17 protein-coding genes and 2 pseudogenes are annotated in these 20,942 nt (G+C 70.9%); 7 read left to right on the forward strand and 12 right to left on the reverse strand.

Annotated features, from left to right (window positions below):
* Positions 1-5: 5 nt before the first annotated feature.
* Genes Q4V64_RS22990 through Q4V64_RS23000 form a run of 3 tightly spaced genes read right to left on the reverse strand, consistent with a single transcriptional unit; the run spans position 6 to position 4,077 of the window.
* Positions 6-1,604 (reverse strand): carboxyl transferase domain-containing protein, encoded by a 1,599-nt coding sequence (locus Q4V64_RS22990; protein WP_124441271.1) that lies wholly within the window; start codon positions 1,602-1,604, stop codon positions 6-8.
* A complete protein-coding gene (locus Q4V64_RS22995; RefSeq protein ID WP_124441270.1) occupies positions 1,601-3,286 on the reverse strand; it encodes an acyclic terpene utilization AtuA family protein in 1,686 nt (561 codons plus the stop codon). The genes Q4V64_RS22990 and Q4V64_RS22995 overlap by 4 nt, the downstream gene beginning before the upstream one ends.
* A complete protein-coding gene (locus Q4V64_RS23000) occupies positions 3,283-4,077 on the reverse strand; it encodes a TIGR03084 family metal-binding protein (RefSeq protein ID WP_124441269.1) in 795 nt (264 codons plus the stop codon). The genes Q4V64_RS22995 and Q4V64_RS23000 overlap by 4 nt, the downstream gene beginning before the upstream one ends.
* Before the next feature lie 129 nt (positions 4,078-4,206).
* On the opposite strand from Q4V64_RS23000, the gene Q4V64_RS23005 reads away from it, so the two are divergent.
* Complete coding sequence (locus tag Q4V64_RS23005; RefSeq protein WP_253267063.1) at positions 4,207-4,995, forward strand: class I SAM-dependent methyltransferase; 789 nt, start codon at positions 4,207-4,209, stop codon at positions 4,993-4,995.
* Between the two features lie 17 nt (positions 4,996-5,012).
* Here the strand turns inward: Q4V64_RS23005 and Q4V64_RS55150 are convergent.
* From Q4V64_RS55150 to Q4V64_RS23020, 4 genes and pseudogenes are all read right to left on the reverse strand, one after another.
* Positions 5,013-5,189: pseudogene (locus tag Q4V64_RS55150) on the reverse strand (EamA family transporter); the annotation flags it as partial.
* 512 nt (positions 5,190-5,701) lie between these two features.
* A pseudogene (locus Q4V64_RS23010) lies at positions 5,702-5,908 on the reverse strand (EamA family transporter); the annotation flags it as partial.
* 139 nt (positions 5,909-6,047) lie between these two features.
* A complete protein-coding gene (locus tag Q4V64_RS23015; RefSeq protein WP_124441268.1) occupies positions 6,048-7,172 on the reverse strand; it encodes a peptidoglycan bridge formation glycyltransferase FemA/FemB family protein in 1,125 nt (374 codons plus the stop codon).
* A gap of 237 nt (positions 7,173-7,409) precedes the next feature.
* On the reverse strand, positions 7,410-10,271 hold the full coding sequence (locus Q4V64_RS23020; RefSeq protein ID WP_124441267.1) for an FAD-binding and (Fe-S)-binding domain-containing protein: 2,862 nt from the start codon (positions 10,269-10,271) through the stop codon (positions 7,410-7,412).
* A 218-nt stretch (positions 10,272-10,489) separates the two neighbouring features.
* Between Q4V64_RS23020 and serC the strand changes: the two genes are divergently transcribed.
* The gene (gene serC, locus Q4V64_RS23025; RefSeq protein WP_124441266.1) at positions 10,490-11,608 is read left to right on the forward strand and encodes a phosphoserine transaminase; all 1,119 of its coding nucleotides are present in this window, start codon (positions 10,490-10,492) and stop codon (positions 11,606-11,608) included.
* A 109-nt stretch (positions 11,609-11,717) separates the two neighbouring features.
* Positions 11,718-13,115, forward strand: coding sequence for a HEAT repeat domain-containing protein (locus Q4V64_RS23030; protein ID WP_124441265.1), 1,398 nt, complete (start codon positions 11,718-11,720; stop codon positions 13,113-13,115).
* 28 nt (positions 13,116-13,143) lie between these two features.
* On the opposite strand, the gene Q4V64_RS23035 is transcribed toward Q4V64_RS23030, so the two are convergent.
* Complete coding sequence (locus Q4V64_RS23035; RefSeq protein ID WP_124441264.1) at positions 13,144-13,740, reverse strand: NAD(P)H-dependent oxidoreductase; 597 nt, start codon at positions 13,738-13,740, stop codon at positions 13,144-13,146.
* A gap of 113 nt (positions 13,741-13,853) precedes the next feature.
* Between Q4V64_RS23035 and Q4V64_RS23040 the strand changes: the two genes are divergently transcribed.
* Positions 13,854-14,693 carry a helix-turn-helix transcriptional regulator gene (locus tag Q4V64_RS23040; protein WP_124441263.1) on the forward strand — a complete coding sequence of 280 codons (840 nt, stop codon included), beginning with the start codon at positions 13,854-13,856 and terminating at the stop codon, positions 14,691-14,693.
* 53 nt (positions 14,694-14,746) lie between these two features.
* Here the strand turns inward: Q4V64_RS23040 and Q4V64_RS23045 are convergent, their stop codons facing one another.
* Positions 14,747-15,547, reverse strand: a complete 801-nt coding sequence (locus Q4V64_RS23045) for a DUF899 domain-containing protein (RefSeq protein ID WP_124441262.1) — start codon at positions 15,545-15,547, stop codon at positions 14,747-14,749.
* Positions 15,548-15,667: 120 nt separating this feature from the next.
* Here Q4V64_RS23045 and Q4V64_RS23050 point away from each other — a divergent pair, with 120 nt between their 5' ends.
* Complete coding sequence (locus tag Q4V64_RS23050; RefSeq protein ID WP_124441261.1) at positions 15,668-16,165, forward strand: DUF2975 domain-containing protein; 498 nt, start codon at positions 15,668-15,670, stop codon at positions 16,163-16,165.
* Positions 16,165-16,407, forward strand: coding sequence for a helix-turn-helix transcriptional regulator (locus Q4V64_RS23055; RefSeq protein WP_124441260.1), 243 nt, complete (start codon positions 16,165-16,167; stop codon positions 16,405-16,407). Before Q4V64_RS23050 ends, Q4V64_RS23055 begins: the two co-directional genes overlap by 1 nt.
* 70 nt (positions 16,408-16,477) lie before the next feature.
* Here Q4V64_RS23055 and Q4V64_RS23060 read toward each other — a convergent pair whose 3' ends face one another.
* The 3 genes from Q4V64_RS23060 to Q4V64_RS23070 all read right to left on the reverse strand — a co-directional run bounded on the left by Q4V64_RS23060 (position 16,478) and on the right by Q4V64_RS23070 (position 19,969).
* Positions 16,478-17,995, reverse strand: coding sequence for a cellulase family glycosylhydrolase (locus Q4V64_RS23060; RefSeq protein WP_124441259.1), 1,518 nt, complete (start codon positions 17,993-17,995; stop codon positions 16,478-16,480).
* 184 nt (positions 17,996-18,179) lie between these two features.
* Complete coding sequence (locus Q4V64_RS23065; protein ID WP_124441258.1) at positions 18,180-19,001, reverse strand: ABC transporter permease; 822 nt, start codon at positions 18,999-19,001, stop codon at positions 18,180-18,182.
* Positions 18,998-19,969 carry an ATP-binding cassette domain-containing protein gene (locus tag Q4V64_RS23070; RefSeq protein ID WP_124441257.1) on the reverse strand — a complete coding sequence of 324 codons (972 nt, stop codon included), beginning with the start codon at positions 19,967-19,969 and terminating at the stop codon, positions 18,998-19,000. Before Q4V64_RS23070 ends, Q4V64_RS23065 begins: the two co-directional genes overlap by 4 nt.
* Before the next feature lie 88 nt (positions 19,970-20,057).
* Here Q4V64_RS23070 and Q4V64_RS23075 point away from each other — a divergent pair, with 88 nt between their 5' ends.
* Positions 20,058-20,849: a TetR/AcrR family transcriptional regulator gene (locus Q4V64_RS23075; protein ID WP_124441256.1), complete on the forward strand. Its 792-nt coding sequence runs from the start codon at positions 20,058-20,060 to the stop codon at positions 20,847-20,849.
* The last annotated feature ends 93 nt before the right edge of the window (positions 20,850-20,942 follow it).

The raw sequence follows: 20,942 nt of genomic DNA on the forward strand, positions 1-20,942 counted from the left end.
GCCTCTCACATCCGGAAGACGCCGAAGCCGCCGCGCGCGCCCTCGTAGGGCGCCGTATGGATCGCGGACAGGCACAGGCCGAGGACGGTTCGGGTGTCGCGGGGGTCGATGACGCCGTCGTCGTACAGCCGCCCGGACAGGAACATCGGCAGCGACTCGGACTCGATCTGCTGCTCCACCATGGCGCGCAGGGCGGCGTCCGCCTCCTCGTCGTACGGCTGTCCCTTCGCCGCCGCCGACTGCCGGGCCACGATGGAGAGGACGCCCGCGAGCTGCTGGGGGCCCATGACGGCGGACTTGGCGCTGGGCCAGGCGAAGAGGAAGCGGGGGTCGTAGGCGCGGCCGCACATGCCGTAGTGGCCGGCGCCGTAGGACGCGCCCATGAGGACCGACAGGTGCGGGACCTTTGAGTTGCTCACCGCGTTGATCATCATCGCGCCGTGCTTGATGATGCCGCCCTGTTCGTACTCCTTGCCGACCATGTAGCCGGTGGTGTTGTGCAGGAAGAGCAGCGGGATGTCGCGCTGGTTGGCGAGCTGGATGAACTGGGCGGCTTTCTGCGACTCCTCGCTGAAGAGGACGCCTTGGGCGTTCGCCAGCACTCCTACGGGGTAGCCGTGCAGGGTCGCCCAGCCGGTCGTCAGGCTCGTCCCGTACAGCGGCTTGAACTCGTCGAAGTCGGAGGCGTCGACGAGGCGGGCGATGACCTCGCGTGGGTCGAAGGGGGTGCGCAGATCGCCTGGGACGATGCCGAGGAGCTCGTCCTCGTCGTACTTGGGCGGGGCGGCCGGGCCGGGATCGTCGTACGCCTTGTGGTGGTTGAGGCGGGCCACCACGCGGCGGGCCTGCCGTACCGCGTCCTGCTCGTCCACGGCGAAGTGGTCGGCGAGGCCCGACACGCGCGCGTGCATCTCGGCGCCGCCCAGGGACTCGTCGTCGCTCTCCTCGCCGGTGGCCATCTTCACGAGCGGGGGCCCGCCGAGGAACACCTTCGCGCGCTCCTTGACCATGATCACGTGGTCGGACATGCCGGGGATGTACGCCCCTCCGGCCGTGGAGTTGCCGAAGACGACCGCGACCGTGGGGATGCCCGCCGCCGACAGTCTGGTCAGGTCGCGGAAGATGGCGCCCCCGGGGATGAAAATCTCCTTCTGGGACGGCAGGTCCGCGCCGCCGGACTCGACGAGGCTGACGCAGGGGAGGCGGTTGGCGAGCGCGATGTCGTTCGCGCGCAGAGCCTTCTTCAGGCTCCAGGGGTTGCTGGCGCCGCCGCGCACGGTCGGGTCGTTGGCGGTGATCAGGCACTCGACACCCTCGACGACTCCGATGCCGGTGACGAGGGACGCGCCGACGGTGTAGTCGCTGCCCCAGGCGGCCAGCGGCGACAGTTCCAGGAAGGGGGTGTCGGGGTCGAGGAGCAGCTCGACGCGTTCGCGGGCGAGGAGTTTGCCGCGCCCCCGATGCCGTTCGACGTACTTGTCGCCGCCGCCCGCGAGGGCCTTGGCGTGCTCGGCCGACAGCTGGTCCAGCTTGGCGAGCATGGCCTCGCGGTTGGCCCGGTGGTCGGGGCTGTCGGGGTCGACGGCCGAGGTCAGGACGGTCACAGCAGGGCCTCCGGGATGTCCAGGTGGCGGGAGCGCAGCCATTCGCCGAGGGCCTTGGCCTGCGGGTCGAAGCGGTGCTGGGCGGCGACGCCTTCGCCGAGGATCGACTCGACGACGAAGTTGAGGGCGCGGAGGTTGGGCAGGACGTGCCGGGTGACGTTCAACTGGGCGCTCTCGGGTATCAGTTGCCGGAAGCGGTCGACGGTCAGCTCGTGGGCGAGCCAGCGCCAGGCGTCGTCCGTACGGGTCCAGACGCCGACGTTGGCGTTCCCGCCCTTGTCGCCACTGCGGGCGCCGGCGACGAGGCCGAGGGGGGCGCGTTTCCGGGGCCCGTTCGGCGGCGGCTCCGGCAAGGGCGGCTCCGGGAGGGCGTCGAGTACGACGGTCTCGTGGGCGGGCGCCACGGGGATCCTGCTTCCGTCGTGGAGGACGGCCACATGGTCGACGGCGCCATGGGGGACGTACACGTCCTCGAAGACGCCATAGGGAGCGCCCTTTCCTGGTGGTGTCAGCACATGGAAGCCGGGGTAGCTGGCCAGCGCCAGTTCGACGGCGGCCCCGCTGAGCGCCCGCCCCACGACCCGCTGGTCCGGGTCCCGGACGACGAGCCGGAGCAGGGCGCTCGCGGTCTCCTCGGTCGGGGCGTCGGGCCGGTCGGTGCGGACGAGGTCCCAACGGACGTCTTTGGGGGGTGACTTGGCCATCGCGTTCGTCATCTGCTGTCGCACCAGCCCGGCCTTGGCCTCGATGTCGAGGCCGGTGAGGACGAAGGTGACCTCGTTGCGGAAGCCGCCGAGCCGGTTGAGGCCGACCTTGAGGGTCGGGGGCGGGGCCTCGCCCCGTACGCCCTCGATCCGTACGCGATCCGGTCCTTCCTGACTGAGCCGTACGGTGTCGAGGCGGGCGGTGACGTCGGGTCCCGCGTACCGGGCGCCGCCCGTCTCGTACAGCAGCTGGGCCGTGACCGTGCCGATGTCGACGAGGCCGCCGCAACCCGGGTGCTTGGTGATGACGGCGGTGCCGTCCTCGTCGATCTCGGCGAGCGGGAAGCCGGGGTGGTGCAGCCGTCGTACGTCGTGGTCGGTGAAGAACACGTAGTTGCCGCCGGTGGCCTGCGTCCCGCACTCCAGCACGTGCCCGGCGACGACGGCCCTCGCGAGCCGGTCGTGGTCCGTCGGCGTCCAGCCGAAGTGGGCGGCGGCGGGCCCGGTGACCAGCGCCGCGTCCGTCACTCTCCCCGTGACGACGACGTCCGCGCCCGCCCGCAGACAGGCCGCGATGCCGAAGCCGCCCAGGTAGGCGTGGGCGGCGAGGGCGCCGGGGTGGGCGGCGGTGAGATCGTCGCCCTCGACGTGGGCGACACGTACGGGGAGGCCGAGGCGGGCGGCCAACTCCCGTACGGCGTCGGCGAGTCCGGCGGGATTGAGCCCACCGGCGTTCGCCACCACCTTCACGCCGCGCTCGTGGGCCAGCCCCAGGCACTCCTCCAGCTGCCGCAGGAAGGTACGGGCGTATCCGGCGCCGGGGTCCTTCAGCCGCTCCCGGCCCAGGATGAGCATGGTCAGCTCGGCGAGGTAGTCGCCGGTGAGGACATCGAGTTCGCCGCCGGTGAGCATCTCGCGCATGGCGTCGAAGCGGTCGCCGTAGAAGCCGGAGGCGTTGCCGATGCGCAGAGTCCTCAACCCGCGTCCCCTTTCGGTGGGCGCCCGGCACCCGGGGGTCCCGCGAACGCCTGGGCGATGTCCAGCCAGCGGTCGGCGTCGGGGCCCTCGGCGTGTACCGCGAGGTCGGCGCGGTGGGCGCGTCGGGTGACCAGGAGGCAGAAGTCGAGGGCGGGGCCGGTGACGCGTTGGCGGGCGGCTTCGGGGCCGTAGGCCCACGGGTCGCCGCTCGGGCCGGTGAGTTCGACGCGGAACTCGTCGGCGGGCGGGGTCAGTCCCCGTACCCCGAAGGCGTAGTCCCGAGCCCGCACACCGATGCGCGCCACATGCCGGAGCCGGTCCGTGGGTGGGCGCACCACACCCAGCGTGTCCGCGATGTCCTGGCCGTGGGCCCAGGTCTCCATGAGACGGGCGGTGGCCATGGACGCGGCCGACATGGGTGGGCCGTACCAGGGGAAGCGGGCACCGGGCGGGGCGGTGCGCAGTGCCGCGTCGAGTGCGGTACGTCCCTCACGCCACCGGGGCAGCAGTTCGGCGGGCGGAAGCCGGGCGTCTTCCTCGGCGCCCTCGTCGACGAAGGAGTCGGGGGCGGCGAGGGCCTTCTCGGCCAGGGCGCGGAATCCGTCCTCGTCGGTGACCGCGAGCAGGGACGCGCGGTCGGTCCATGCGAGGTGGGCGATCTGGTGGGCGATGGTCCAGCCGGGGGCGGGGGTCGGGAGCGTCCACTGCTCCGGATCCAACTCGGCGACGAGCCGGTCGAGTTCGTCGCTCTCGGCACGCAGGTCGTCGAACACGGGCGTCGGGTCGGCCATGGGGAGGAGCATGGCAGCGGGGCCAGAAACAAGCAAGTGTGCTTGGATTGATTTTGGGCCGGGGTCGTGGAGAGTCGGCCGAGGGAAAATGCCGCGCACGCCGACCGGCCCCCGCAGTACGGTCGCCCGATGGACGAAAAGGACGAAATCAACGAAGCCGACGGCTACTTCGGAGAGTCCGTCGCCGCCGGATACGACGAGTCGTCGGCGGGGATGTTCGAGTCCGAGGTCGTGGAACCCGCGGTCGATGTCCTGGCCGGGCTGACCGGAGACGGGCGGGCCGGAGACGGTCGGACCGGCGACGGGCGGGCCCTGGAACTGGGCATCGGGACCGGACGTATCGCGTTGCCGCTGGCGCGGCGCGGTGTCGCCGTGCACGGCATCGACCTGTCCCGGGCGATGGTGTCCCGGCTGCGGGCGAAGCCGGGCGGCGACGGGACCGGCGTGACAATCGGGGACTTCGCGACGCCGAAGGTGGACGGCACGTTCTCCGTGGCGTATCTGGTCTTCAACACGATCATGAACCTGACGACGCAGGCGGAACAGGTCGCCTGTTTCCGTAACGTCGCCGGCCATCTGCAGCCCGGCGGGACCTTCGTCGTCGAGGTCATGGTCCCCGACCTGCGCCGACTGCCGCCCGGGCAGAACGTCGTCCCGTTCCACGTGGACGGCAGGCGGCTGGGTTTCGACCTGTACGACGTGGCGACCCAGGCCATGAGCTCGCACCACGTCGAGGTCGAGGACGGCCGCGGCTCCTACTCGTCCATTCCGTTCCGGTACGTGTGGCCCGCGGAGCTCGACCTGATGGCCCAGTTGGCCGGGCTTCGGCTGCGCGAGCGGTGGGACGGCTGGAACCGGGAGCCCTTCACGAGCGAGAGCCGGCAGCATGTGTCGGTGTGGGAGAAGCCCACTGACTGACCTGCGTCAGGCCTCTCTCAGGCCTCCGGCAGCGTCACCTTCCCTTGCCCCACCTGCGTCCGCACCGCCCCCATGCTCGCCGCGACGACCAGGGCGATGGCGGCGGACTCGGTGGCGGTCAGGGACTGGTTGAGGAGGAGGAAGCCGGCTGCCGCGGCGATGGCCGGTTCCAGGGTCGTGCGCAGTGCTCCTGATGGCCTGTGGTTCCTTGGTGCGACTGGGTATCACGGGGTGGTGCTCAATGTGGTGGGATCACGCTTTTGTAGCACTTTCCGGTGATGTTTATCGTGAGGTGCAGGAGCGTGATGGTGCATTCGGTAGCGTGCGTGTCACTGCGAGGCCGGTGAGAGCAGCAGTCACGATTCCGGTCTCCTTGAGAATCCGCCCCGTGCCCAGGAAAGCGACGCGGGGTCCCCGCCCCGCCCGGGTCCACACCGGGCGGAAAGCGTCCGGCGGGGCGGACACCGCAGCCTCCGAATCGCCGCAGCCGACGGCGCCGCAGGCGGCAGGTACCGCACACGATGAGCACCCGCACCGCACCCGGCGGCGACGGCCCACGGTCCCACGGCAGGCGTCCAAACCCCGCCCAGCACGACGGACCACTTCCCGGCATCCAGGAAAACCCAGGATCACCCAGGGAACCTCAGCTCATCAGCGACGCTCATCAGGACCGCGAAGGTGGAGGCGGGCAGGCGGCACAGGGCCTGACCACACCGAGCGCGCCGGCCCTCGGCATCAGGGTCACCGCGAGGGCCCCGCCGAACTGCACCGAGATGCCTCCGGCGAGGACCAGGCCCACCGGGCCGAGGGAGCCGGCGCCCCAGCGGCGCGGGGTGCCGGCCGACGCGGGGGCCGGGGGCGGGGCGGCCGGGGTCGGGGTCGGGCTGGACGGGGTGGCGCGGGGGGTGCTCACGGGGCCTTCCGGGCGGGCTCGGGTTCATTTCGTTCAGCTCACTGTACGGCGCGGTCCAGGGTAGTGGACTACGTCAGGCGTGTGAACCCTTTATGGAACTGTCCCAGGCCAGTATGGAAATGTCCCAGGCCAGGAACGACTAGCGCCGCGCCATGTACAGCTCCAGCGCCTTGTGCATCAGCCGGTTGAGCGGAAAGTCCCACTCCCCCAGGTACTCGACGGCCTCGCCGCCCGCGCCCACCTTGAAGCGCAGGAGACCGAGCAGGTGGTTGGACTCCTCCAGCGTGTCGGTGATGCCCCGGAAGTCGTAGACGGCGGCACCGAGTTCGTGGGCGTCGGCCATCATGCGCCACTGCATGGCGTTGTTGGGCTGGACCTCGCGCTTGCGGCTGGTGGAGGCGCCGTAGGAGTACCAGACGTGGTCGCCGACGGTGAGCATGGTGGCCGCGGCGAGGACGTCGCCCTCGTGGTGAGCGAGGTAGAGCCGCATGCGGTCGGGGTGTTCGGAGGTCAGCGCGGTCCACATGCGCTGGAAGTACGTCAGGGGGCGCGGGAGGAACCGGTCGCGCTCGGCGGTCTCGGTGTACAGCTCGTAGAAGGCGGGCAGGTCGTCGTGGCCGCCGCGGACGATTTTCACGCCGGCCTTCTCCGCCTTCTTGATGTTGCGCCGCCACTGCTGGTTGAGCCCGCTGTGGATGTCCTCCAACGACCGCCCGGCGAACGGCACTTGGCAGACGTACCGCGGCTGTCCGGCGGCGAAGCCGTCCTCGCCGCCGGGTTCGGTCTGCCGCCAGCCGGCGCCACGCAGGCGCTCTGCGAGATCGAGGGCGCGGGCATCCTGCGAGGTGGCCTCCGCGTCGCGCAGCCGCCGGGCCGCCGGGTCGGCGATCGCCGCCTTCACGGCTTCGGCGCTCCAGCGGCGTACTACGACGGGCGGGCCCATCTTGACCGAGAAGGCGCCTCGGCCCTTCAGATACGCGAGCATCGGTTCGAGCCATCGCTCGCGGAGATCGGACGCGTGCCAGTCGATCAACGGCCCCTCGGGCAGATACGCGAGGTACTTCTTCAGCTTGGGCAACGGCCGGTACAGCACGAGCCCCGCCCCGACCAGCCGCCCCTCCTCGTCGAACCAGCCCAGACTCTCCGCCCGCCAGTCGGGCTTGACGTCGCCCCAGGAGGGCACCTGCATGTGGCTGGCGGAGGGGCGGGCGGCGACGAACGCCAGGTGCTCGTCGCGGGTGAGGGGCTGGAGGCGGAGAGGCACGGGCGGGCTCCTTCGTACGTTCGTACAGGTGAGACCGCCAACCTACGAGTTGACTCGCGACCCTGCCGTGATCCGAAAGCCGTCAGCGCGTCGGCGTCCGTCAGGTGTCTTCTCCAAGCCCGTCACGTGTCTCCCTCCAAGCCCGCCACTTGTCGTTGTCCAAGCCCGTCACTTGTCGTTGTCCAAGCCCGTCACTTGTCGTTGTCCAAGCCCGTCACTTGTCGTTGTCCAAGCCCGTCACGTGTCGTTGTCCAACGCCTCCGCCAACACCTCCGCCAGATGCCGCCCCCGCACCCCCGCCAACTGCTCCATCTGCGTACGGCAGGAGAACCCGTCGGCCAGGATCACCGTCCCGTCCGCGGCCTCCCTGACCTCCGGCAGCAGCCGCTCCTCCGCGCACGCCGCCGACACCTCGAAGTGGCCCTTCTCGAAGCCGAAGTTGCCGGCGAGGCCGCAGCAGCCGCCCGCCAGTTCCCCGGTCAGGCCCGCCGCCGCGCGCAGGCGGCGGTCGGCCGCGTCGCCCAGGACCGCGTGCTGGTGGCAGTGGGTCTGGCCGGCCGCCGGGCGGTCGACGCGGGGCGGGGTCCAGCCGGGGGCCAGGCGTTCCAGGGCCTCCGCGAGGGTGAGGACCTTGGCGGCGAGGCGGGCGGCGCGGGGGTCGTCGTGCAGCAGTTCCGGCAGGTCCGTGCGCAGGGCGGCCGCGCAGCTCGGCTCCAGGACGACGACCGGGGCGTCCGTCTCCAGCACCGGTGCCATGAGGTCCAGCGTGCGGCGCATCACCGTACGGGCGCGGTCCAGCTGGCCCGTGGAGACGTAGGTCAGACCGCAGCAGACGCGGCTCCGCCGCATGCTCAGCAGCGAGATCGCCGCCTTCGACGTACCGTCCCCCACCGGGCGCACGCGCATCCGCAGCGTCGGCGGCAGCGCCACCCGCAGCCCCGCCGCCTCCAGCACGCGTACGGCCGCCCGCCCCACGGACGGCGACAGGTGCTCGGTGAAGGTGTCAGGCCAGAGGATCACCAGATCCCCGGAGGCGTCGACTGGCTCCCGCCGCCCCCACCACCGGCTGAACGTCTCCCGCGCCACCCGCGGAATCTCCCGCTCCGGGGCAATCCCGCCCACCCGTTTCGCCGCCCACCCGAACGGCCGTACGGCGGCGAGCGCGTTGACCACGGACGCCGTACGCGTACGGGCCACCGCCCGCAGCCACACCGGCAGCCACCCCATGCTGTAGTGGGCGGCCGGGCGGCGCCGCCCCGCGTAGTGGTGGTGCAGGAACTCCGCCTTGTAGGTGGCCATGTCCACCTCGACCGGGCAGTCGGAGCGGCAGCCCTTGCAGGACAGGCACAGATCGAGCGCGTCCCGCACCTCCTCGGACCGCCATCCGTCGGTCACCACCTCGCCGGCCAGCATCTCGTGCAGCAGCCGGGCCCGCCCGCGCGTGGAGTGCTCCTCCTCGCCGGTCGCCCGGAAGGACGGGCACATGACGGAAGAGCCGGTCACCTCCGTCGTACGGCATTTCGCGACCCCGACGCAGCGCCGCACCGCCGCGGCGAAGTCGCCGCCGTCGGACGGGTAGCCGAAGGCCACGTCGACGGGCTCGCGGGGCAGGACGGAGAAGCGGAGGTTCGCGTCCAGGGCGGCCGGCCGCACCAGCATGCCCGGGTTGAGCAGGTCGTCGGGATCCCAGACCCCCTTCGCCCGCTCGAAGAGGGTCACCATCTCCTCGCCGTACATCCTCGGCAGCAGTTCCGCCCGCGCCTGCCCGTCCCCGTGCTCCCCGGACAGCGAGCCCCCGTGCGTCACGACCACCTCGGCCAGCTCCTCCGAGAAGCGCCGGAAACGGGCGATACCCGCCTCCGTCAGCAGGTCGAAGTCGATACGGACGTGGATGCAGCCGTCCCCGAAGTGCCCGTACGGCGTCCCGCGCAGCCCGTGCGAGGCGAGCAGGGCGCGGAAGTCCCGCAGATACGCGCCCAGCCGGGCCGGCGGCACCGCGCAGTCCTCCCACCCCGGCCACGCCTCGGAACCGTCCGGCATGCGGGTCGCCGTACCGCTCGCGTCCTCCCGGATGCGCCACAGCGCGCGCTGCCCGGCCGGGTCAGTCACGACCAGGGAATCCACGACGTCCGCCGCCCGCACGACCGCATCGGCACGCGCGCGTGCCTCCGCCTCCGTCTCCCCGCCCGTCTCCACGAACAGCCACGCCCCGCCCCTGGGCAGCACGGCCGCCGACGTGACGAGGTCCGCCGCCATCCCCTCCACGGTGAGGGGTCGGTACGGCAGCAGACCCGCCGCGGCTTCGGCGGCCGCGCTCTCGTCGCCGTACGCCAGCACGGCGAGCGCACGCGCGCGTGGTGCCTCGACGAGCCGTACGACCGCTTCCGTGAGGACCCCGAGGGTGCCCTCGCTGCCGCAGAAGGAACGGGCCACGTCCGCGCCCTTCTCGGGCAGCAGCGCGTCCAGGGCGTATCCGGAGATACGGCGGGGCAGCTCGGGGAAGCCCGTACGCAGGCGGGCCAGCTCCCCCTCCACCAGCCCGCGCAGCCCCTCCGGGGCCCCCGCCCACTCCTGCCCGAGCCGCAGCCGCTCCCCGCGCGCGGTGACCACGTCCAGTTCCCGCACACTGTCCGCGGTCGTCCCCCACGCCACCGAGTGCGAGCCGCACGAGTTGTTGCCGATCATTCCGCCGAGCGTGCAGCGGCTGTGGGTGGAGGGATCGGGGCCGAAGCGGAGCCCGTGCGGGGCGGCGGCCTCCTGGAGGCGGTCGAGTACCAGGCCCGGCTGCACGACCGCCGTACGCGCCCCGGGGTCGATCGACACCAGCCGGTTCATGTGGCGGGTGAAGTCCAGCACGACGCCCGTGCCGGTCGCCTGCCCGGCGATCGACGTCCCTCCGCCCCGCGCGACGACCGGGACACCCCGCGCCCGGCACACCTCCAGCACCGCCGCCACGTCGTCGGCGTCGCGCGGCGCCACGACGGCCAGCGGGACACGCCGGTAGTTGGACGCGTCCATGGTGACCAGCGCCCGGGAGGTGACGTCGAACCCGACGTCACCCCGGACGACCTCGCGCAGCGCGGCCTCAAGATCCGTCATGGGTCCAGCCAATCACCATGCGTCCGCCCCTTCAGCCCGCCCGGCGTCCTCGTCTCGGCGCCCCGGCACCCGACGTCTCACCGCACTGCGTCCGACGTCTCACCGCACTGCGTCCGACGTCTCACCGCACGGCGTCCGACGTCTCAGCGCCAGGCGTCCGTGTCTCAGCCGACGGACTACGTTTCGACCAGGTTTCCCCCACCGGCTACGCTCCCTTCGTGGCTGAGATCCAGATTCCCGCTGACATCAAGCCCGCCGACGGACGCTTCGGCGCGGGCCCCTCCAAGGTGCGGACGGAAGCGCTGGACGCGCTGGCCGCAACCGGTACCTCCCTCATGGGCACCTCCCACCGCCAGGCCCCGGTCAAGAACCTGGTCGGCAAGGTCCGCGAGGGCATCACCGAGCTGTTCCAGCTCCCCGAGGGCTACGAGGTCGTCCTCGGCAACGGCGGCTCCACCGCCTTCTGGGACATCGCGACCCACGGCCTGATCGAGAACAAGTCGCAGCACCTCAGCTTCGGCGAGTTCTCCTCCAAGTTCGCCAAGGCCGCCAAGCTCGCCCCCTGGCTCGCCGAGCCCACCGTCATCTCCAGCGACCCCGGCACGCACCCGGAGCCGCAGGCCGAGGCGGGCGTCGACGTATACGCCTTCACCCACAACGAGACCTCCACCGGTGTCGCGGCACCCGTGAAGCGGGTCGAGGGCGCGGACGCCGGGTCCCTCGTCCTGGTGGACGCCACCTCCGGCGCGGGCGGCCTCCCGGTCGACATCGCCGAGACCGACGTCTACTACTTCGCCCCGCAGAAGTCCTTCGCCTCCGACGGCGGCCTGTGGATCGGCGTGTTCTCCCCGGCCGCGCTGGAGCGCGCCGAGCGCGTCCACGCCTCCGGCCGCCACGTCCCGGAGTTCTTCTCCCTCCCGACGGCGATCGACAACTCCCGCAAGAACCAGACGTACAACACCCCCGCGCTGGCCACCCTCTTCCTCCTCAACGAGCAGCTGGAGTGGATCAACGGCCAGGGCGGCCTCGCCTGGTCCACGGCCCGCACGAAGGACTCCTCGACCCGCCTCTACAGCTGGGCCGAGGAGTCCAAGTACGCCACGCCGTTCGTCTCCGACCCGGCCAAGCGCTCCCAGGTCATCGGCACGATCGACTTCGCCGACGAGATCGACGCGGCCGCCGTGGCCAAGACCCTCCGCGCCAACGGCATCGTCGACACCGAGCCCTACCGCAAGCTCGGCCGCAACCAGCTCCGCGTCGCGATGTTCCCGGCGATCGCCCCGACGGACGTCGAGGCGCTGACGAAGTGCGTCGACTACGTGATCGAGAAGCTGTAGCCGTTTCACCGTTTCGCCGCTTCGAGCGGCACGACGCAGAGGGCGCCCGGCGAGAGGTGGGCGCCCTCTGCGTTGAGCGATTGGCAGATGTGTTCCACCGGAGGCAAGCGTGACCTGGGGGTTTCCCTCGCGGGGGTGGAACACATCTGCCAATCACCACCTCACTACGGCAGTTCGAGCGGGGGACGCCGACGAGGTGCGGGCGCTGTTGGACAGGGGCGCGGATCCCGACGCCCGGGACGCGGGCGGGCTGCCGGTGCTGTGCGTGGCCGTCGCGGGGTACGACGCGCCGGTCGCCGAAGCGTTGGTGGAGGGTGGAGCGGACCCTGACCGGGTGTTGCCCGACGGGACCACGCCGCTGTGGCGTGCCGTCGACGGTGGTTCCCCGGCGGTCTTCTCGGCGGTGCTGGGCGACGAGCCGCGGCTGCGGCTTGCGGAGGACGCCCGTGAACGGCTTCTCGGCCTGGCGCGGAAGTGGTACGAGACCGGCGCGGTCGAGGAGTTGCGGCGTAGGACGGGGGCGTCGGGTCCCGCCGCGACGCTTCGGGTCATGGACGACGAGTACGACCACGTCGATCAGGTTTCCCTCGGCGGACTCGTCGTACGAGCCGGGCACGGCGCCATCCTGACCTCGCTCGAGTGGGCCTTCCGCATTCTGCCGCCCGTCGACGAACTGGTCGGCCGCGCTGTCGAGCAGTCGGACGAGAACCATGTGAACTGGTCGACGGCCTGCTGGATCCTCACCCAGCGTCGCAGCTATGAGACCTGGTCGGCCGTGGTGGCCCACCGCCACACCCCTGACCCGGCGCACCGCCGGTTCGTGCTGGATTATCTGCGGAGCAAGTCGATAGTTCGTTTCAGCTCCCATGACTCCTACTACGAGAAGAAGGAAACCGAACTCCTCGCCGCCTGGGCGGCCGAAGAACCGGACAGCGAGCTGCTCGCGAAGGTGCTCGATCTGTTCATCGGCGGCGAGCATCCCGACCAGGAGGCCATCGGGCTCCGTTACGTCGGCCATCCCGACCCCCGCGTGCGCCGCGAAGTTCCCTACGCCCTCTCCACGTACGCCACGTATGGCACGTACGCCCCTCTCAGCCCCGCGGCCAGGGCCGCGTTGCTCACTCTCACCCGGGACCCGGACGCCGACGTGCGGATCGCGGCGTGCCGGGAGGGCTTGCGGGACGACGAGCTCCTACCGGAGATCATCCGGGTGCTGCTTCTCATGGTCGAGGACCCGGATGCCGGTACGCGGGGTGCGGCCGCGTCGGTGCTGGCCGCGTCCAGGGCCCGAACGCCCGCCGTCGCCGACGCCTTGGCGGCGTTGATCGACGATGACGAGCAACTCGTACGTCTGGACGCCGCCTACGGTCTCGCCCGGCGCGACGATCCGCGTACCGAGGAGGCGATCGAGCGCGTGGGGACTCTCGGTGCCGGTTTCGAGCACGATCACCGGCCTCACGAGTTCTGGCGGTGGAGGGAGCGGAGGGACAACGCGACTGCCGACTGAGAACCGGTCAGGACTGGCGCGGATACATTCAAGCCGGATAGGGAGCGGCCTCGCGCGCCGACCGGAGCGCGCCCGCCCACCAGGCCAACTGGTCGAGCAGCGTCTTGGCGTAGCCGGGGGCCTCAGGGTCGAGGGGGCGGCCGTCCTGCCACGCCGTGAAGTAGTTCGGGAAGGCGAGACCGTCGCGGATCGTCACCGCGTGCAGCTCGGTCAGCACGTTCTCCAGGTGCAGCACCGCGTGCCGGCCTCCTGCCGCACCGCCGTAGCTGACGAAGGCGACCGGCTTGGCCGTCCACTGGGTGAAGTGCCAGTCGATGGCCGCCTTCAACGACGCGGGATAGCTGTGGTTGTACTCCGGCGTGACCACGATGAACGCGTCGGCGCCCTCCAGAGCCGACGTCAGGGCCGCCATCCCGGCCGGACGGGGGTAGTCGTCGCCGGCGAACTTCGGCGACGCGGCGGGCAGCTCCAGCGGGATGTCGATCTCGGCCAGATCGACGACGTCCACCTCGAAGCCGCCGTGCGTGCCTGCCTGTTCGGCGACCCATGAGGCCACGACCGGGCCGAACCGTCCTTCCCTGACGCTTCCGACGATGATCACCAGCTTGTGCTCGTTCTTCTCCATGCCCACCACGATCGGGCCGTTCCGTGGCTCCAACCAGACCGTGCTCAGGCTGGCCCCCGCAGGGCCAGTCTGAGCAGTGCCGCGGTCACCGGGTGCCGCCGTATGCTCACGGCATGGGAACGCCGTTAGGGGATTTCGTCCGGGCCAAGCGCGACAGCATCCAGCCGGAATCGCTGGGACTGCCGGTTCACGGCCGCCGCCGCTCACCGGGCCTACGACGCTCGGACCTCGCCGCGCGGGCCGGCATCAGCGTCGAGTACCTGACCCGTATCGAACAGGGCCGTGACCGCAATCCCTCGATAGCGGTGGTGAACGCGCTCGCCGATGCGCTCAGCCTCGACCCGGCGGAACGCGACCATCTGCGCTACCTCTCGAAGATCACTGGCGGCGAGTGTTCCGCTCACGCCGCCCGGCCCGCACCACCGCGCCGCGACGTCCGTCCGTCGGTCCTGGAGACACTCCGCCTCCTTGAACCGGGGATCGCCGTCGTGACGAACCGGCTGGGCGACGTCCTCGCCCACACCAGCGGCTACGAGTCGGTGACCAGCGGAACCGGGCTGCTCGACTCCGACGCCCCCAACCTCACCCGATACGTCTTCACCGACGCCCGCGCCCGGACGTTCTTCGCCGACTGGGACGACATCGCGGACGAGCAGGCCTTCGACCTGTGGCTCGGACCCTCCGTGGAGAACCATGAGTGGTTCACCGCGGAACTCGCCCCCGTCGCCGGCCCCGACTTCACGCGCCGCATGAACCGGCACGTGGTTCCGCGACGGGGAACCCTCCGCCTCAACCACCCCTCCGGCTGCGAACTCCGGCTGCTCCGCGAGACGCTCGACCTCTCCTCGGACGCCCAGCAACTGGTCGTCTTCCTCCCCGCGGACGAGAAGACGGCTGAGGCCGTCGACCAACTCCGCCACCGGCCCCACGGCAGGCTCCGGGCCATCTCGTAACCCACCCTGACCGCGGAGTGCTCCCCGCTCCGCCGCCGGGCTCGCGGTCGCTGTCAGGCCTCGTCGTACTCGTCGGGCAGGCGCAGCGCGGGGCCGCCGACTTGCAGGCCGAGCGGCACCGCACGCCCCTTCGGTTCCTCCCACGCCTCCTGGCGGCCGAGTGCGGTGAGGTCGAGGTACGGGATGCCGTAGTGGAACTGTTCGATGCCACGACCGAACGTGGAGTAGGTGTGGAACACCTCGTCCCCGACGCGCAGGAAGGCGCTGAGGCCCGGCCAGTCGCCGCGCATGCTCTCCGACCACGGCATTCCGGCCTCGGCGAGCTCGGCCTCGTCACGGTGGAAGACCTGCACCGGCGCGACCCGCTCGTCGACGGTGGCGTGGAAGTCGTAGTTGAAGTCGCTGCCGGCCGAGGAGTACCAGGGGAAGGTCCAGCCCATGCGCTCGCGGTAGGCGGCGAGCTTCGCGTACGGCGCCCGGCTCACCGCCACCAGCGTGGTGTTGCGGACATGCAGCTGCCGTAGTCCGCCGATCCCGTCGGCCGCGGAGGAGCAGCTGGGGCAGCCGGTGTCGCGGGGGTGCTCGATGCCGTCGGCGTCGATGTCGTAGGTCCACATGAAGTGGTGCATGACCAGCTGGGGGCGCCCCTCGAACAGGTCGAGCAGGCTCACCGTCCCGTCCGGGCCCTCGAAGGTGTACGGCTTGTCGACGCGGACCATCGGCAGCCGCCGCCGGTCGGCATTGACCCGGTCGTGCGCCCGGGTGAGCTCCTTCTCCTTGGCCAGCAGTTCCTTGCGGGCGGCGAGCCACTCCTCGGGTGACACCACCTCGGGCAGATTCGCCGTCGTCGTCATGACGTCATCACGTCCTCCCGGCTGAGAAGCGGTCCATATCTCCAGCTTGCCTCCTTGCCCCCTTGCCCGATCTATCGATTGTCGATAGATTCTCATCGCAAGTCGATCGAGGGAGAGGCGATGGGAAAGCTGACAGTGCTCGCGCTGCGCGCCGTGCTCGTGGTGCTGCTCGCCGGCTCGGTGGTCGTGCAGGCGGTGATGGTTCCGCTGCTGGTCGGCGACGTGAACGGATTCGTCTCGGACCTCGCGTACCCGCCCGCCGCGTTCCTCGTGACCGTCGTCCTGGGCATCGTGGCGGCCCAGGTCGTTCTGGTCTGCGTGTGGCGGCTGGTGACGATGGTGCGCCAGGGAACCGTGTTCTCCCTCGCCGCCTTCCGTTACGTGCACATCGTGATCGGCGCGTTCGTCGCGGCCGCCCTCCTGATGTTCACGCTCGGGGTCCTCATGGCGCCGGGCGAGGCCGTCGCGCCGGGCGTCGTCCTGCTGGTGGGCGGGGCTGTCGTGGCCATCCTGGGGGTCGCGCTCATCGTGCTCGTGCTGCGGATGCTGCTCGCCCAGGCCGTCGCCCGCGACGTGGAGGCGACGCAGATGCAGGCCGAGCTGGCAGAGGTGATCTGATGCCGATCGCCGTCGACATCGACGTGATGCTGGCCAAGCGGAAGATGTCCGTGGGCGAACTCGCGGACCGCGTCGGGATCACGCCCGCGAATCTGGCGGTGCTCAAGAACGGCCGCGCCAAGGCGGTGCGCTTCACCACGCTCGCCGCGCTCTGCGAGGTACTCGAATGCCAGCCGGGAGACCTGCTGCGCTGGGAGGCGGAGGAGGTCGCGTCCGGCCAGAGGTCGGTGGCACAGCGATGAGTTCCGGAGACGGTGACCACGGGAGCGCCCGGAGAACACCAGGCGCCCCCGCCTCATCCCGCCGTCGCCCTCACGCCGCCGTACAGCTCACACTCGGCACTCCCCCACCCCCGGGCGCACCCCCGAAGCCGAAGCTCGCCGAGCCGCCCGCCGCGATCGCCCCGTTGTGGCCGGCGTTGACGGCCGTCACCGTCCCGCCCGTCTGTGTGTACGACGCGTTCCACATGCTGGTGACCTTCTGTGTCCCGGGCCACGTCCACGTCACCTTCCAGGACTTGAGGGGTGTCGTGCCCGAGTTGGTCACCTTCACCTCGGCGTTGAAGCCGCCGCCCCAGTCGCTGCTGACGGCGTAGGCGGCGGTGCAGGCGGCCGTGCCTCCGCCAGGGCCTCCGGGGTCGCCCGGCCCTCCGGGACCGCCGCCACCGGCCGGAAAGCCCGGCGCCTTGATGCTCGCCAGGTAGCCGTCCTTCACCGTGTCGACCGTCTGCCAGTCGTCCTTCAGGATCCCGCCCGTGTCACCGGAGTTGGGGTTCCAGGACCAGAAGGTCCAGTGGAAGGAGTCGGCGCCGTACGTCGAGGTCGGGCGCAGGTACGCCGCCAGCGCGGCCAGCCACTTCTGGTCCACCGTCGACTGGAGCGTCGTACCGAACTCGCCGACCCACACCGGCGCGATGTTCTGCTTGAAGATGTAGCCCCAGTACTTGTCCCAGATCCCCGGCATGTTCGCGGGGAACGAGGGGTCGTCGAACCAGCTCTGCTGGGCCACGCTGGTGGCGTAGTCGTGGGCGGAGTACACCAGCCGGTTCGGCACGTCGAGGCGGACCGGGTACTGGGCGACGCCCATCAGGTTGCCGCCCCACCAGCCGGAGACGCCGTTGAAGGTCTGCACGCCCTCCACGAAGATCAGCAGGTCGGGGTTGGCGGCCAGCACGGCGTTGCCCGCCCGTTCGGCTGCCAGGCGCCAGTCCCTGGCCGTGTCGCCGCAGCCCCAGCAGGCGGGGTCGTGCGGTTCGTTGTGCAGGTCGATGCCGATGACGGTGGGGTCGCCCTTGTAGCGGGTGGCCAGGGCCTTGAGGTTGTTGATCCACGTCGACTCGGGGACCGCCGAGGTGTACCAGAGCGCCGACTGGCCGGCCGCGTCCGGGCGGTGGCGGTCCAGGACGACCTTCAGGCCGCCCTGACCTGCGTACGCCACGATCTTGTCGAGGACCTGCAAGGACGTCAGCCCGCGCAGATCGGTGTTCTTGCCGTCGAAGTTGATGCTGTCCGGCATGGTGCCGGGCTTGAGGATGTCGTCGCTGAAGGGCACGCGGAGGGTGTTGTAGCCCAGCGACTTCATCTGGTCGATCATGCTCTTGTAGTCGCGGGCCCACAGGCCGTGGGTGACGTGGTTGGCGGTCTCGAAGCCGAACCAGTTGATCCCGGCGATCCGGACCGGCTGCCCGGCCGCGTCCAGGATCTGGCGGCCGCTGGTGTGCCAGTAGCCGGCGCCGGGCTCCGCCGCGTGGGCCGTCTGCGCGCCGGCCCCCAGCGGTAACAGGAGCGCGGCGGCCACCGCGCACAGCGCTCTTCGCAAGCTGCGGAACATGTCGCTGCTTCCTCTCGGGAGCGCGGGCCCGGAACGAGTGGGAGCGCTCCCACTTCCCGCACATTCCATGGAAGTCACGTCACATGAACACGTCAAGAGAACTGACACCGCCCGGTGCGCGGGACATCACTCCCGCGCACCCGGCATCACTCCCGCACACCGGACGTCACCGGCCGACCGAACGTCACCGGCTCAGCTTCTGGAACCTCCGCACCGCCAGCGGCAGGAAGATCACCGTCAGCACCACCGGCCACACCCCCGCCATCAGCAGCGCGTGCTCCTCGACCCAGGAGTCACCGCCCCCGACCGGCGTCCCGAACAGCTCACGGGCGGCCGCCGCCGTGGAGGAGATCGGGTTCCAAGCGGCCACCCAGCCCAGCCAATCGGGCATGAGCTGCGGCGCGACGAAGATGCTGGAGATCATCGTGAGCGGGAAGGCGACCGCGAACAGGCCGCCCGCCGCCTCCGGGTTGGGCACGAGCAGCCCGAGCCACACCCCGATCCAGATCAGCGCGAACCGCAGCCACAGCAGCAGCCCGAACGCGGCCAGGAAGCCCCAGCCCCCGTCCGGCCGCCAGCCCATGGCCAGCGCCGTGAGCATCATGATCGCCAACTCCGCGCAGGCGACGATCAGATCGGTCACCCCGCGTCCGGCAACCACGGCGGAGGACGCCATGGGCATGGAGCGGAAGCGGTCGATGACGCCCTTGGTGGAGTCGTAGACGACGACGGTGGCGGTGTTGATGAAGCCGAACGCCATCGTCATCACGAACATCCCGGGCATCAGGAAGTCCTTGTAGTCCCCGCCGCCGGGCACCTGCATGGCGCTGCCGAAGACATAGCCGTAGAGCAGGACGGACAGGATCGGGAAGCCCAGTTGCCAGGCGATGTTGACGGGTTGGCGGCGGTAGTGGGTCAGGCCGCGCCGGACGATGTTCCAGCAGTCCGCGAGCAGCCAGTACGTAGCCCCACGCGTGCCCGGCGAGCTCAAGTCGACGGCGCTCATGCGGCGGCCCCCTTCGCTTCCGAAGCCTCGGTCCGGCGTCCGGTCAGGTGCAGGAACACGTCGTCCAGGCTCGGCCTGCGCAGGCCGATGTCCTCGACCCGGACGCCCTCGTCCTGGAGGGTCCGCGCCACCTCGGTCAGCGCGGACACCCGGTCGGTCACCGGGGCGTGCACCCGCAACTCCCCCTCGTTCGCCTCGGGTTCGCCGTCCGAGACCCGGGCGACCACCTTCACCACGCGCGGGATCTCGGACCGCTCGGCGACCACGACCTCGATACGGTCGCCGCCGATCCGGTTCTTCAGCCCGTCCGGGGTGTCGTCGGCGATGGCCCGCCCCTGGTCGATGACGGTGATGTGCGAGGCGAGTTTGTCGGCCTCCTCCAGGTACTGCGTGGTCAGCAGCACGGTCGTGCCGCTCGCCACCAACGCCCGTACGGACTCCCAGACCTCTCCCCGGCTACGGGGGTCGAGGCCCGTCGTCGGCTCGTCGAGGAAGAGGACGGCCGGCGCGAGGATCATCGAGGCGGCGAGGTCGAGTCGGCGCCGCATGCCGCCGCTGTAGCCGCCGACGCCCTTGTCGGCGGCGTCGGTCAGGTGGAACTGCTCGAGCAGTTCGGTGGCCCGCAGCCTGGCCCGCTTGCCGCCGAGGTGGAACAGGCGGCCGAACATCTCCAGGTTCTGCCGGCCGGTGAGCACCTCGTCCACGGCCGCGTACTGCCCGGTGAGCCCGATCCGGGCGCGCACCTCGCGCGACTGCCGGGCCACGTCCAGCCCAGCCACCGTCGCACGGCCGCCGTCCAGCCGGACGAGCGTGGACAGGATGCGGACGGCGGTGGTCTTCCCTGCGCCGTTCGGCCCGAGCAGGCCGTGCACGGTGCCCTCACGGACGGCCAGGTCGAAGCCGTCGAGAGCGCGCTTCTCGCCGTAGCGCTTCTCCAGGGCCTGTGCCTGGACGGCGTACCCCTCCATGGATTCCCTCCCTAGGTAACTGAGTACACCGTACCCGATTGCGCGTACGCCGTACCCAATTATTTTCCGAGGACCTAAGCTGAATCGCATGACGAGCGGCAAGGGCGGCAGCAGCGATACCGGCGGCGGTACGGAAACCAGTGGCAGCGGCGACATCGAGCGCACCCTCCAGCTGCTGTGGGACACCGGCCGGCGCCCCAGTCGCGGTCCCAAGCCGACCCTGACCCTCGACCAGATCGTGGAAGCGGCCGTCCGGGTCGCGGACACCGAGGGCCTGGAGGCGGTGTCGATGCGCCGCGTCGCCGCCGAGCTCGGCACCGGCACGATGTCGCTGTACCGCTACGTCCCAGGCAAGGGCGAGCTGCTCGACCTGATGCTGGACCGCGTCCAGAGGCCCTCCGAGAACCCGGCGGACCTCGGCGACGGAAGCTGGCGCTCCGCCCTGGAGGCCATGGGCCGTTCGACGCTCGCCCTCTACCGCCGCCACCCCTGGCTGCTCCGGGTCAACCAGTCACGCCCGATCCTCGGCCCGAGCGCGCTCGACAGCATGGAGAAGGTGCTCTCACGCATCAGGCCGATGGGGCTGACCGACCCCGAGCTGGTCTCGGCGATCATCGCGATCGACGGGTACGTCGTCGGCGCCGCGCGCACCCAGCTGTACCAGCAGGAGGCGGAGCACCGGACCGGCCTCACGGACGCGGAGTTCTGGCAGGCCCAGGTGCCCGCACTCGAGAAGGCCATGGCGTCGGGCCGTTACCCGGTCATGGCCTCCCTCTCCGAGGACACCTTCGGCCCCGACTTCGACCACTTCGAGTTCGGGCTGCAGCGGATCCTGGACGGGCTGGAGGCGTTCGTGTCACGGCGTCGGGCAGCGCGGTGACCTAGGGCCTGTGTCGAAAGTGGCGTCGTCCGCCCGAAGGGCGGGCCGGGCGGAAGCCCTCGTACTGGATGTACTTGGGCTTTCGCCCGGTGC

This window comes from Streptomyces sp. NL15-2K (assembly GCF_030551255.1).
Lineage (GTDB): Bacteria > Actinomycetota > Actinomycetes > Streptomycetales > Streptomycetaceae > Streptomyces.